This window comes from Clostridium sp., from assembly GCF_047777555.1.
Classification (GTDB): domain Bacteria; phylum Bacillota; class Clostridia; order Clostridiales; family Clostridiaceae; genus Clostridium_H.
The window spans coordinates 327,179-340,905 of sequence record NZ_JBKEEV010000003.1; the positions used below are offsets into that span (position 1 = coordinate 327,179).

The following is a 13,727-nucleotide window of genomic DNA, read 5'->3' on the forward strand; positions in this document are numbered from 1 at the left end:
TTTTAATAAATATACTTTTAAATCTTACATGTATTTTTTGATTTCATCAACCTTATTTAATTGTTCCCATGGAAGTTCTACATCTGTTCTTCCGAAATGTCCATAAGCTGCTGTTTGTCTATAGATTGGTCTTCTTAATTCTAAGTCCCTAATTATAGCACCTGGTCGTAAATCAAACACTTTATTTACTATTTCTACTATTTTATCGTCTTCAATTTTACCAGTTCCAAAAGTATTAACTAAAAGTGATACTGGACGAGCCACTCCTATTGCATAAGCTAATCCTATTTCTAGCTTATCTGCAACTCCTGCTGCAACTAAATTTTTTGCAACCCATCTAGCTGCATATGCTGCTGATCTATCAACTTTTGTTGGGTCTTTTCCTGAGAAAGCTCCACCACCGTGTCTTCCATAGCCGCCATATGTATCAACTATAATTTTTCTTCCTGTAAGACCTGTATCTCCATGAGGTCCACCGATTACAAATCTTCCAGTTGGGTTTATGTAATATTTTGTTTTTTCATCTAACCATTCTTTTGGAATTATAGGTTTTATTATATGTTCCATAACATCTTTACGTATTTGTTCTTGAGTAACTTCAGGATCATGTTGAGTAGATAAAACTATCGCATCTATTCTAACTGGCTTGTCATCTTCATATTCAACTGTAACCTGAGTTTTTCCATCTGGTCTTAGATATGGTAATGTACCATTTTTTCTAACCTCTGTTAGTCTTCTAGCAAGCTGATGCGCCATATTTATTGGAAGAGGCATATATTCTGGAGTTTCATTAGTTGCGAATCCAAACATAATTCCTTGATCCCCAGCTCCTACAGCTTCAATATCGTCCTTTTGTCCTTGTTTAGCTTCTAAGGCTTCATCTACACCCATAGCTATATCTGCTGATTGTTCATCTATTGATGTTAATACAGAGCAAGTTTCTCCATCAAATCCATATTTAGCTCGTGTATATCCAATATCTGTAACTACGTCTCTTACTAATTTAGGAATATCTACATAGCATTTTGTTGATATTTCCCCCATAACCATAACCATTCCTGTAGTAACTGCTGTTTCACAAGCTACTCTTCCATTAGGATCTTGCTCTAAAATGGCATCTAATATAGCATCAGAAATTTGGTCACACATTTTATCTGGATGTCCTTCTGTAACTGACTCTGAAGTAAATAGTCTTCTCATTTCATCTTTTCTCCTTTCACAAAAAATAAAACCCTTCTTATTTGAAGAGGTTTTTACCAATAATTAATATTCCTTATCTTGCAGATTCAACTGCAGGAATTAGCACCTTAGTACAAATGTACTGGTTGCCGGGTTTCACAGGGCCATTCCCTCCACCTCTCTTGATAAGTTTTTTTCTTATCTCTTATTTAACTTTGAGTAAAATAATATTATCATAGCAAAACTACAGTGTCAATAATTTCAATGGAATTATTGTATATTTTATGTTCGAAACTAAACTTTTATGCAAAACAAAAGGCATCTTGTTTCAAGATGTCTTTACATGGTGGAGGAGAATGGATTCGAACCATTGAAGCGAAACGCAACAGATTTACAGTCTGCCCCCTTTGGCCACTCGGGAACTCCTCCATATTAAATTTTACATAAAATAAATTTTGTCCCAACAACTTATCCAATAAATGGTGGGCACAACAGGGCTCGAACCTGTGACCCTCTGCTTGTAAGGCAGATGCTCTCCCAGCTGAGCTATGCGCCCATTTATGGTGGAGGAGAATGGATTCGAACCATTGAAGCGAAACGCAACAGATTTACAGTCTGCCCCCTTTGGCCACTCGGGAACTCCTCCGTTATTGGTGCTGGCACCAGGACTTGAACCCGGAACCTACTGATTACAAGTCAGTTGCTCTACCAGTTGAGCCATGCCAGCATATTTTATTTATTTGTTTTTCGGCGACCTCGCCACCGACGAATATTAGTATAACTCGATATTAATTTTATTTCAACTCCAATAATCACCCATCATATTAATTTTAATACTTTTTCTAATTTTTTCTCTAAATATCTTAATTTTAAACATATATATACTTAAAATTTCTATTGTTTTAAACTCGTTTTAATGCTCAATTTCTCTTCACTACATATAAATATATTTACCCAATATGCTTTTTACCTTTTCATAGTCTTCCTTGCTTAATTTATTTTTTATTAAATCTATAATCCTTCTTGTTCCTTCCTCTTCATCTTCCCAATAAAGATATTCTTTTATCTTAATAAAATCCTTTGGCGATAATTTTGTTGCTATCATAAACAGCTTTTGTTTATCTTTTAATGTTACCTCTTTTCTTATAACGTCTGTAGATACTTTAAATACAGGTACATCTTCTTGTTTCTTATATGAATAATCATATTTATGCTCATCATACATGTCTTCATCTTTACTTGCATATTCATCTGATGATACTTCATATTTGCTCTCTTGTTTACTATCATTATATTCATCCACATTATGGGTGTAGTTTTCTTCTTTTATACTCTCTTTATTTTCTTCTATTTTTTTCTCTATTTTAATAGATTCATTTTCAACCTTTTTAGGTTTTTCAATCTCTTTCTCTGGTTGTTTATAAGAATCCGTAATAGTCAGCGAATTTTCAATATCATTTTCTTCAGAATCAAATCCTATCATAATAGAACTGCTTACTAAAGTACACAAAACCACTATAAAAGATAACCATTTATTATTCATATTCAATCACCTCTATATGCTAATTATTGCATAATTTACTTTTTTTATTCTTTTGCTTCATCATATTATATATATACTTTTCATATAAATTAACAAGGAGGTGTCAGTTTTGAATAAAGTCAGAGTCCACTATAAAGACAACTTGTCATATTATGAAATTGCATACTTTTTAAAGGATTATATAAACGATAGCTCTATAATTGTATGCATAGGTACAGATAGATGTATAGGTGATTGCCTCGGACCCTTGGTGGGAACACTTTTAAAGACGCAAAACTTTCCTCTCAAGGTATATGGAACCATTTCTGAACCTATACATGCTCTAAATATAGATAAAAAACTACAAGAAATAAAAAAAATGCACCCATCATCTAATATAATAGGTATAGATGCTTGTTTAGGAGATAGTAAAAACATAGGCGAAATACAGGCTAGAGATTATCCCATACACCCTGGAAAAGGCGTAGGCAAATTCCTCCCTGAGGTGGGTGAAAGCTCTATAATAGGTATTGTGGACTCTAGTGATAACAATGAACTGTTTACAAATAGAAATATACGTTTAGACTTGATTATAGGCATGGCTAAAGTTATTACTCATTCTCTTATACATTCCTATTATCTTTCTCAACTCCATTTACAAAAGAATAATGATATTATATAGTGAAATTATGAAAAGCTCTATAACTAAGTATTAGTTATAGAGCTTTTTATAGCAAGTATAACTTTAATCTATTAAATTGATATCTTGGCCCTTATAAGATGCATCTATTTTATCTAGAAAATTTAAGACTTCTCCTGTGCCAAGAGCAACTGATGAAACAGAATCTTGAGCAACATATACAGGGACCTTTGTAACATCAGCTATTAGCTTATCCAATCCATGCAATAATGATCCTCCACCTGTCATCATAATACCTTTATCAGCAATATCAGCTGCAAGCTCAGGTGGTGTTCTTTCTAGCACTGAATGAGTGCACTCTGCGATAGCATTAACAGATTCGCTTAACGCTTCCCTCACTTCTTCTGAGGACACACTTATATTCTTAGGAAGGCCTGTTATTAAATCTCTTCCTCTTATTTCCATAGTAATATTATCTTCTCTCTTATAGGCTGTCCCTATATTTATTTTTAGCTCTTCTGCTGTTCTCTCGCCTATCATAAGTTTATGCTTTTTTCTTATGTACTTTATTATATCATCATCAAAATTATCTCCAGCTACTTTAATAGAACTTCTTACAACCATTCCTCCTAATGAGATAACTGCAATATCAGTGGTACCTCCACCAATATCTATAACCATATTTCCACTTGCTTTTGTTATATCTAATCCTGAGCCAATAGCTGCTGCTAAAGGTTCTTCTATTAGGAACACTTTTTTAGCTCCAGCATTAACTGCTGCATCTTTGACAGCTCTCTTTTCTACCTCCGTAGCTTCACATGGAACGCAAATTACTACCCTTGGTGCCCCTACCTTTTTCTTTCCACATGCTTTTCTTATAAAATGTTTTAGCATTTTTTCAGTAATATCATAATCTGATATTACTCCATCCTTCAACGGACGAATAGCAACTATATTGCCTGGAGTCCTTCCTATCATTTGCCTAGCTTCTTCTCCTACAGCCAGCACTCTATTAGCGTTCTTATCAATTGCAACTACTGAAGGTTCTTTTAAAACAATACCTTTACCTTTAATATAAACCAGTACTGTAGCTGTTCCTAAATCTATTCCCATATCTGTGCTCATTCTAAAAAACATCTCTATTTTCACTCCTGCTCTTTTGTAGATTCTACTTAATTAATTATCTATATTAATTATATACGCTTATATCAAATTATTCTATAGGATTACAAAAAAATCCTTTTTTTTTGAGCAGAAATAGAAACTTTATCCTTCCAAAGTCTTGTACTTCATTTTTGTTGCTTTACCGCCTCTTATATGCCTTTCAGACTTATTTAAGTCTAAAACATCCTTTGCCTGTTTAGCAACTTGTGGATTTATTTTAGGTAACCTCTCTGTCATATCTTTGTGTATTGTACTTTTACTTACACCGAAAACCTTAGCTGTTTTTCTTATAGTAGCTTTTGATTCTATTATATACCTTGCAACTTCTAGAACTCTTTCTTCAATGTAATCTTTCAAAGTGCTACCTCCTTAACCTTATATATTTATAAATATGCACTTATAGCCTTTTAAATTACTGTGTCATCCTTATTATTTAGCCATTTTCCGAATGAAATCGGAAAATGGCTTTTACTGTTATATTAATATTTCATATATTGTTAGATTAATATTTTATATATTTTTCTGGATTTTCACTTGAATATTGTGAATCCTCTTTTAAATTTTTAAGTACTTCAAAGTGTAAGAAGTTGTTTCCTATTTCTTCTGACATTCCTCTCAAGGATGTCTTTCCTATCTTTCCTATTTCCTGTCCCTGAGTTACCTTATCACCCTTCTTTATCTTTAACTCTTTATCTAAGTTTCCATAAACAGTAGCCTTTCCGCTTTCAGGATGATAAATTGTAACAGATGTTCCAAAAGATCCGTTTTCATCTACTGATTTAACTTCACCATTAGCAACAGCTTTTACAGGTGTACCTACATTTGCCTTTATGTTTATACCAAAGTTAGGTCTATATGATTTTGAAGTTTCCCACCATACAGGTGTTTGTGAATATTTCATCACTATTTCGCCTTCAACAGGTTTTATAAACTCTGGCTGTGAAGATTTTGATACTGATACTTCTTTTTTTGTAGATGCTTGAATTCCTGTATCAGCTTTTTTCGCATTTTCGTTTTGCTTTACTTGAACTGCATTATTGATTTCTTTATCTTTTTGGGATAAAGAAACACTGCCATCAGGCTTATTAGAATCAGCCTTTTGATTTTGTGTAGTTTTAGGACTCTTATCTACTTTTCTGTTATTCTTTGTTGTTATTGCAGTAACTGTTGCTATTATGCATAAACAAACAAATAAAATTACATAGAAGCCCTCCCTTTTTAAGAAATTTGAAACACTTTTCTTATTGTCTTTGTTTTCCATAAAAACACCTCCTTTTTGTAGTTTGTCCTGTTGTAAATAAAAAATACCTATTTTATGAAAAAAATTTTCCTCATTTTTCCTAGATTTTAGACATTATTTTACTTCATAAAACAAAAAAACAAATGCTGAATTAAGCTCCGCCTAATTCAGCATTTGTCCTCCCCATTTTAATCTTTAAACTACATATCTAAACTCTCTAAATTTTCTAAACTCCCCAAACTTCTTCACTCTCAACTTTCCACTCTCCACTTCTAAACTCTCCACTTTCTTCTCATGTATCTATTTAACCTTCAATTTTGTTACATCTGTTCCTTGATAATAATGGGAGAGTATCTCCTTATAATTGTGTCCTTCTTTTGCCATGGCGTCTGCTCCCCATTGGCTCATTCCAACGCCATGTCCATATCCTCTACATACAATAACTATATTATTAGAAGCAAATTTTATATCAAAGTTAGCAGAATTTAAATTTAGTATAGTTCTAAACTTTTGCCCTGATATGTATTCATCTCCAATTTTCATTTTAGACACACTTCCTCCATGACTTCTCTCCAATATTGCTATATGTTTTTTTAATGTGGAAGATTTCATATTAAAATTGGGATTATATTTGTTTAATATATCTGCAAGCTGACCATAAGTATACTTAACTTCACTTACATACTTACGTGATCTTTCTTCTCCAGGGCTTTCTACACTTTTTAGATATGGAATACTCTTATTAAATACGTCTTTCGCATCCTCTGTTCTTCCACTGCTAGTAGAAAAATAGTAAGGAGCCATAACAAGTTCCCCATCATAAGATAAGACCTCACTTTCTGTCTCTTTTACAGCTTTGTTAAGCTTATCCCAGTACTCTTTTCCCTTATCTTTAGGCCATAATTTCATTCTTTCTTCTTTATTCATAAATGCCTGAAATTCTACAGTATCATTTACATCAGCTCCACATGCTTTTGGACTTTTTTCCCCTCCAAAATTCTCTTTATGAGCAAGTCCATAAGTTCTAGCAGCTACGGCTTGTGCCTTTAGGGCTTCAAGTTCAAACTCTGCTGGCATCTCTGCCGCAATTACACCTAACACATAATCTTCTATATCCATTCTATCTATTTTATTTTCCTTAGTCATATAAACATCTATATTCAAATCTTCCTTATTATATATTGATTTTATTTTTATATTATCAACTATCTGATTTGTGCTGTTACTTGGCACTTCTTTATATGATTTTGTATCTATTCCAACAACTACAATAGAAAGCAATATAACAAATAATACACCAGAAAGCATCCCAATAATAATTTTCTGCATATGTTTTTCTCCCTACTCTTTAAATTTAAAATCAATACTATACTATTACTCACTTTCTGAAAATATTACCTCATTTTTATAGCAGCTAGTCATTAATAGCTGTCCTTTCTAGCTTGATCTTTTGCAACAAGAGCTATGGTTTTGGCTGAAAAAAAAGTTTCTAACCTACATAAAAATAGAGACCTTTTTAAAGGCCCCTTATTATTCATCAATTCTTCTAATTTCTGCTCCTAATTTAAGAAACTTTTCCTCTATACTAACATATCCTCTATCTATATGATATATGTCTCCTATTTTCGTATATCCATCAGCAGCTAATCCAGCAAGTATAAGTGCAGCTCCAGCTCTTAAATCTGTAGCCTTAACATCAGTTCCAGTAAGTTTTTCAACTCCTTCTATTATTGCAGATCTTCCATCTATTTTTATGTTTGCACCCATTCTTTTAAGTTCAGCAGCATGCATAAATCTATTTTCAAAAATGGTTTCAGTTATAATACTAGTTCCATTTACAATTGACAATAAGCTCATCATTTGAGCCTGCATATCAGTTGGAAATCCTGGATAAGGCATTGTTTTTATATCTACTGGTCTAAATTCATTATCCCCATCTACTATAATGCTATTTTCTTCCTTTTCCATGCAAACTCCTATTTCCCTCAATTTAGCTATAATAGGCTTTAAGTGTTCCTCCCTTACTCCATTTATTTTCAGCTTACTTTTAGTAATTGCTGCTGCAACCATAAAAGTTCCTGCTTCAATTCTATCTGGTATAGGTTTATAGGTTGAGTCTTTTAATTCCTTCACCCCTATGATTCTGATAGTGTCAGTCCCTGCCCCGGTTATTCGTGCTCCCATGGAATTTAAGAACTCTGCTAAATCTTGTACTTCTGGTTCACTTGCAGCATTTTCTATAATAGTCTCGCCTTCTGCTAATACTGCTGCCATCATTATATTCTCTGTAGCTCCAACAGAAGGAAAGTCTAAATATATCTTATTTCCTATTAATCTCGGAGCATAAGCTTCTACGTGTCCATGACCAAAGCTAACTTTAGCTCCTAAGGCTGTAAAGCCTTTTAAGTGAAGATCTATAGGCCTGCTGCCAATATTACATCCACCAGGCAAGGATATTTTAAATCTTCCAAACCTTGCAACCATAGGTCCCATGATAAGAAAAGATGCTCTCATCTTTCTTACTAGTTCACTATCTGGCTCTACACTTTTAACTGAAGAAGTGTCTATAATTATTTCTTTCTTATTTTTGTCTATATTAACATCAGCATTAATGGATTTTAGAACCTCGGTTATTACATATACATCCTGAAGCAAAGGTGCATCTATTATTGTACTTTTTTTACCGCTCAATATACTAGCTGCAATTATAGGAAGTACAGCATTTTTAGCTGAACTAATATCCACCTCACCCCTCAGTCTTTTTCCACCTCTCACTAATATCTTTTTCATTTATATCCTCTCCATTCCATCGTTCCTTAACTAGTAAGCTATAATTATCTCAGGAGTCCCGATAATTAAATATTTTCCCGAAGTATAACTGCTCAATGCAAAATTTAAATCCATTAGTTTACCATTATTAACCTTGGGTGTATATTTACCAGTATATGCGCAGTTGCTAAATCCATTATTTAATTCTATTGAGCTAATGTTCACTGCCCCATTTTTCTTTAATATAGAAATTAATTCCTTATTTACGCTTTTTAAATTCTTATTAGGCAATTTCGCCCTTAAATATTCATAATATGATTCATCACCATCAGATACTGGAGCAGAAATGAGTTTTACCTTGTTTTTAATTATGTCTAGCTCATTATTATTACATTTTTGGATAATATCTATGGTTACTATATTTTTTCTTTTAGAGCATGTTATAGTTATAGTTCCTTTTATGCTCTCTTCTTCAAAATCAATATAGTAATTTTCTTTATTTATATAGGATTTTGCTTTGGTGTTATAACTAGAATTAATTTTGTTTATGAAGTATTTAGCTAATTCTTGTCCATTTCTATTAGATTTAAAACGGGTTCTTATTCCATTTTCTATAATTTCACCTTGAGATGCTTCAATCATTTTTTCAAACAAATTTATATTCTTATACGCATAAGATATTTTTTGATTTAACAATATAGCTATAGTAACTAAAATTAAAGTTAGTATTTTTTTCTTATTATCCATGTATATCCCCGCCTTCCTCTTTAGATTATGGACAAAGAATTAATAATATATACTTCAAATATATTATTAATATATAATTTCTTTAATAAAAGTGTGCAAAAAAGAAGGCTATTGTTCCTTTCTAAGTACTCGCGCATTTTAAGCAAACATGCACTGAGTACTTTTTAAAAGTACAATAACCTTCTAATATTAATAACATTTATATATCTGATACTTCAAGTCTTTTTATAGCTCTAAGTATTGCCATTTTTGCTCTCTCTATATCTACTTTATCATTCTCTTTTAAACGTCCTTCTGCTCTAGCTTTTGCTTCTTCTGCCCTTTTTCTATCTATATCCTCTGGCCATTCTGCAGCATCGCAAAGCATAAGTACTTCACCATCGCTGACTTTTAAGATTCCTGTGGAAGAAAAGAATTTTTTCTCTTCTCCGTTTTCTAGCATAACTTTTGACACAGTAGGCCTTAACATGGCTATCAACGGAGAATGCATAGGTAAAATTCCTCTTTTCCCTTCTAGGGTTTCTGTATTTAATTCTTTTACTTCCCCTTCAAAGAAAATCTTTACCGGAGTGACTATCTTTAATTTAAACAACTTTGGCATTTTATTTCTCTCCCATTATACTGACATAGCCTTTGCTTTTTCCACAGCCTCTTCAATTGTTCCAACGAATAAGAAAGCAGATTCAGGTATATCATCATACTTTCCTTCTATTATCTCTTTAAATCCTCTTACTGTTTCTTCAACAGGTACAAATTTACCCTTCATACCTGTAAATTGTTCTGCTACAGTGAATGGTTGAGATAGGAATCTCTGAACTTTTCTAGCTCTTGCTACCACTAGCTTATCTTCCTCTGAAAGTTCATCTAAACCTAAAATAGCTATTATATCTTGTAACTCTTTATATCTTTCAAGAATATGCTTAACCTTTATTGCTGTTTCATAATGTTCTTGTCCTACAACCCTTGGATCTAATATTCTAGATGTAGACTCTAGAGGATCTACTGCTGGATATATTCCTAGTTCAGCTATACTTCTTGATAAAACTGTAGTAGCATCAAGGTGAGCAAAAGTTGTAGCTGGAGCTGGGTCAGTTAAGTCATCTGCTGGAACATATACAGCCTGAACTGATGTTATAGAACCATGTTTTGTGGATGTTATTCTTTCCTGCAGTGCTCCCATTTCTGTAGCAAGAGTTGGCTGATACCCTACAGCACTTGGTATTCTCCCAAGTAAAGCTGATACCTCTGAACCTGCTTGAGTAAATCTAAATATATTATCTATAAACAAAAGCACATCCTGCCCTTGGTCTCTGAAGTATTCTGCCATAGTAAGCCCTGTTAAAGCTACTCTCATTCTTGCTCCAGGCGGTTCATTCATTTGCCCAAATACTAAGGCTGTTTTATTAATAACCCCAGATTCCTTCATTTCATAATAAAGATCGTTACCTTCTCTGGTTCTTTCTCCAACTCCTGTAAATACAGAAAGTCCACCGTGTTCTCTTGCTATATTATTTATAAGTTCTTGGATTAAAACCGTTTTTCCAACTCCGGCTCCACCAAATAATCCTATTTTTCCACCCTTTTGATAAGGAGCTATTAAATCTATAACCTTAATGCCAGTTTCAAACATCTCTGGTTCAACTGATTGCTCCTCAAAACTTGGAGCTGGTCTGTGAATAGGATAAAATTCTTTAGGTTGAAAACCTTCATCAGTATCTATGGTTTTCCCTAATACATTAAATAGTCTTCCTAATACTTCATTTCCTACAGGAACTGATATTGGCTTTCCAGTATCAACTGCCTTCATGCCTCTTTTCAAGCCCTCCGTAGCTTCCATAGCTATAGTTCTTACTACATCGTCTCCTATATGCTGTTCAACTTCAGTTATAAGTACCCTGCCGTCTCCCATATCTACTTCTATGGCATTATAAATATTAGGAAGGAAATCAGAATCAAACTTTATATCTATTACAGGACCTATTACCTGTACAACCTTACCTACATTATCTGACATGAATATACCTCCCTTATCTCTGAGCTTCTGCCCCTCCTACTATTTCTGATATTTCTTGTGTTATGGTGCTTTGCCTTATTCTATTATATTTTAGATTAAGTTTATCTAATAAATCATTTGCATTCTTTGTAGCACCATCCATAGCATCCATTCTGGCTGACTGTTCGCTAGTCTTAGAGTTCAACATTAAATTAAGTAGAGTTTGCTTTAGATAAAGCTCAGAAATAGTTCCTAGAATCTTTTCTTTCTCTGGCTCAAATTCTACTATGGAATTCTTATCATCTTTATGATTTTCATTACTTATTCCTATGCTCTCTCTATCTATAGGAAGCAGCTTTTTTAGCTTAGCTTCCTGCTTAACAGCAGAAATAAAATCCGTATATATTACATTTACTTCTCCAACTTCTCCTTTAGAATATAACGTCAAAGCTTTATCTAATATAATTCTTGCCTCTTTTATAGTAGGCATATCTGGAACTTCCACATATTCCGCAGCAGATTCTATATTAAATTTTTTAAAATATGTTCTTCCCTTTTGTCCTACAATTATTAAAAGAGAATTTTCTTTATCCTTTAACAAGTATTCTAAAGTCTTGTTGACCACATTACCATTGAATCCTCCACACAGACCTGTATCTGATGTAAGAGCTATATATAATCTTTTATTGCTTCCATTGGATTTAAAATATATATTTGTATCAATTTCATTATCTGCTAATACTTCATTCATAATTTCTCTAAAGGAATTATAATAATTACTATTTATAGCTAAGCTCTCCCTATTTCTCCTTAGTTTAGAGGTGGCAACAAGTCCTATAGCTTTCGTTATCTTTTTTGTATTATTTATAGATTTTATTCTTCGTTTTATAGCAATTAACCCTGCACCTGCCATATCCTACCTCCTAAGGCCTATATACACTCTATGCTAGAAAAATCTTTTTAAACTCTTCTATAGAAGTGTTCAACTCTGATTTTATATCATCTGTTAACTCTTGTTTTTCAAGTATTTGCTTACCTAAACTTCTATGATGAGTATCCATATATTCTAAGAATTCTTCTTCAAAACTCTTGATATGTGACACTTTGATATCTGATAAATAATTGTTAACAGCAGCATATAAAATCATAATTTGTTTTTCTACTGGCATAGGATTATATTGGTCTTGATTTAATATCTCAACTAATCTCTTACCTTTTTCAAGTCTATCCTTTGCTTCTTTATCTAAATCAGAACCAAATTGGGCAAATGCTGCTAATTCTCTATATTGCGCAAGTTCAAGTCTTAAAGTTCCAGAAACCTGTTTCATCGCTTTAATTTGAGCATTCCCGCCAACACGTGATACTGAAATACCTGCGTTAACTGCTGGCTTTTGTCCTGCATAGAAAAGCTCGGCTTCTAAGAATATCTGACCATCAGTAATAGAAATTACATTTGTAGGTATATATGCTGTAACGTCTCCTGCAAGTGTTTCTATTATAGGAAGAGCTGTGAGCGAACCTCCACCTAGCTTATCTGAAAGTCTAGCTGCTCTTTCTAAAAGTCTTGAATGTATATAGAATACATCTCCAGGATACGCTTCTCTTCCTGGTGGTCTTCGAAGTAATAGTGACATGGTTCTATAGGCTACCGCATGTTTTGATAAATCATCATAAACTATAAGCACATCTTCTCCTTTATGCATGAAATATTCTCCCATACTGCATCCAGCATAAGGCGCTAAGAATTGAAGAGGCGCTGAATCAGAGGCTGTAGATGAAACAACTATAGTATAATCCATAGCTCCCATTTCAGTTAATGTGTTTACTATATGAGCTACAGTAGATTGCTTTTGTCCTATAGCAACATAAATACACTTAATATTCTTTCCTTTTTGATTTAATATTGCATCTAATGCAATAGCAGTTTTTCCTATTTGTCTATCACCAATTATAAGCTCTCTTTGACCCTTGCCAATTGGCACCATGGAATCTATAGCCTTTATACCTGTTTGAAGAGGTTCCTTAACAGATTGTCTTTCAATAACCCCAGGAGCTTCAACCTCTATTGGTCGAGTTTCAAATGTCTTTATAGGTCCTTTTCCATCAAGAGGTTGACCTAAGGCATTTACAACTCTTCCTATTAAAGCTTCTCCAACAGGAACCTCTACTACTCTTCCTGTTCTCTTTACAACGTCTCCTTCTTTAATTCCCTCTTCCTTACCTAGTAGAACACATCCTACATTATCTTGCTCTAGGTTAAGAGCCATTCCATATACATCATTAGGGAATTCAAGAAGTTCTCCTTCCATACAATCATCAAGTCCATAAACCCTTGCAATACCATCTCCTACCTGTATTATAGTACCTGAGTCTATGGTTTGAACTTTATGCTCGTATCTCTCTATTTCTTTTCTTATGATTGAAGTAATTTCTTCAGGTTTTACGTTCATACATTCACCTCTTTTCTATTATC

General features: G+C 33.3%; 13 protein-coding genes, 4 tRNA genes and 1 riboswitch. Of the genes, 1 reads left to right on the top strand and 16 read right to left on the bottom strand.

The genetic code is table 11. From position 1 onward, the window contains the following. Positions 1–24: 24 nt before the first annotated feature. The 6 genes from metK to ACFWTK_RS07605 form a co-directional block, all read right to left on the bottom strand. Positions 25–1,200, bottom strand: coding sequence for a methionine adenosyltransferase (gene metK, locus ACFWTK_RS07580; protein ID WP_415875404.1), 1,176 nt, complete (start codon positions 1,198–1,200; stop codon positions 25–27). Positions 1,201–1,270: 70 nt separating this feature from the next. Continuing rightward, positions 1,271–1,371, bottom strand: a riboswitch (SAM riboswitch). A gap of 152 nt (positions 1,372–1,523) precedes the next feature. Continuing rightward, positions 1,524–1,608 (bottom strand) — tRNA-Tyr (locus ACFWTK_RS07585). A gap of 51 nt (positions 1,609–1,659) precedes the next feature. After that, positions 1,660–1,735 (bottom strand) — tRNA-Val (locus tag ACFWTK_RS07590). A gap of 5 nt (positions 1,736–1,740) precedes the next feature. After that, positions 1,741–1,825: transfer RNA gene (locus ACFWTK_RS07595), tRNA-Tyr, on the bottom strand. Between the two features lie 5 nt (positions 1,826–1,830). Then, positions 1,831–1,906: transfer RNA gene (locus tag ACFWTK_RS07600), tRNA-Thr, on the bottom strand. A gap of 207 nt (positions 1,907–2,113) precedes the next feature. Then, a complete protein-coding gene (locus tag ACFWTK_RS07605; RefSeq protein ID WP_415875405.1) occupies positions 2,114–2,722 on the bottom strand; it encodes a hypothetical protein in 609 nt (202 codons plus the stop codon). A gap of 109 nt (positions 2,723–2,831) precedes the next feature. Between ACFWTK_RS07605 and yyaC the strand changes: the two genes are divergently transcribed. Further along, a complete protein-coding gene (yyaC, locus tag ACFWTK_RS07610) occupies positions 2,832–3,383 on the top strand; it encodes a spore protease YyaC (RefSeq protein WP_415875406.1) in 552 nt (183 codons plus the stop codon). 63 nt (positions 3,384–3,446) lie between these two features. Here the strand turns inward: yyaC and ACFWTK_RS07615 are convergent, their stop codons facing one another. From ACFWTK_RS07615 to atpA, 10 genes are all read right to left on the bottom strand, one after another. Next, entirely contained in the window at positions 3,447–4,478 is a 1,032-nt protein-coding gene (locus ACFWTK_RS07615) for a rod shape-determining protein (protein ID WP_061857987.1), read from the bottom strand. Positions 4,479–4,607: 129 nt separating this feature from the next. Next, positions 4,608–4,862 (bottom strand): sporulation transcriptional regulator SpoIIID, encoded by a 255-nt coding sequence (gene spoIIID, locus ACFWTK_RS07620; protein WP_061857988.1) that lies wholly within the window; start codon positions 4,860–4,862, stop codon positions 4,608–4,610. Positions 4,863–5,007: 145 nt separating this feature from the next. Then, complete coding sequence (locus ACFWTK_RS07625) at positions 5,008–5,766, bottom strand: peptidoglycan DD-metalloendopeptidase family protein (protein ID WP_415875407.1); 759 nt, start codon at positions 5,764–5,766, stop codon at positions 5,008–5,010. A 279-nt stretch (positions 5,767–6,045) separates the two neighbouring features. Further along, the gene (gene spoIID / locus ACFWTK_RS07630) at positions 6,046–7,074 is read right to left on the bottom strand and encodes a stage II sporulation protein D (protein ID WP_415875408.1); all 1,029 of its coding nucleotides are present in this window, start codon (positions 7,072–7,074) and stop codon (positions 6,046–6,048) included. A 201-nt stretch (positions 7,075–7,275) separates the two neighbouring features. Then, complete coding sequence (gene murA, locus ACFWTK_RS07635) at positions 7,276–8,535, bottom strand: UDP-N-acetylglucosamine 1-carboxyvinyltransferase (protein ID WP_415875409.1); 1,260 nt, start codon at positions 8,533–8,535, stop codon at positions 7,276–7,278. Positions 8,536–8,565: 30 nt separating this feature from the next. Further along, the gene (locus ACFWTK_RS07640) at positions 8,566–9,261 is read right to left on the bottom strand and encodes a hypothetical protein (protein ID WP_415875410.1); all 696 of its coding nucleotides are present in this window, start codon (positions 9,259–9,261) and stop codon (positions 8,566–8,568) included. Positions 9,262–9,460: 199 nt separating this feature from the next. Further along, positions 9,461–9,862 carry a F0F1 ATP synthase subunit epsilon gene (locus tag ACFWTK_RS07645; protein WP_415875411.1) on the bottom strand — a complete coding sequence of 134 codons (402 nt, stop codon included), beginning with the start codon at positions 9,860–9,862 and terminating at the stop codon, positions 9,461–9,463. Between the two features lie 15 nt (positions 9,863–9,877). Next, the gene (gene atpD / locus ACFWTK_RS07650) at positions 9,878–11,275 is read right to left on the bottom strand and encodes a F0F1 ATP synthase subunit beta (RefSeq protein WP_415875412.1); all 1,398 of its coding nucleotides are present in this window, start codon (positions 11,273–11,275) and stop codon (positions 9,878–9,880) included. A 13-nt stretch (positions 11,276–11,288) separates the two neighbouring features. Next, positions 11,289–12,167, bottom strand: coding sequence for an ATP synthase F1 subunit gamma (gene atpG / locus ACFWTK_RS07655; protein WP_415875413.1), 879 nt, complete (start codon positions 12,165–12,167; stop codon positions 11,289–11,291). Positions 12,168–12,195: 28 nt separating this feature from the next. Beyond that, positions 12,196–13,704, bottom strand: a complete 1,509-nt coding sequence (gene atpA / locus ACFWTK_RS07660) for a F0F1 ATP synthase subunit alpha (RefSeq protein ID WP_415875414.1) — start codon at positions 13,702–13,704, stop codon at positions 12,196–12,198. Between the last annotated feature and the right edge of the window lie 23 nt (positions 13,705–13,727).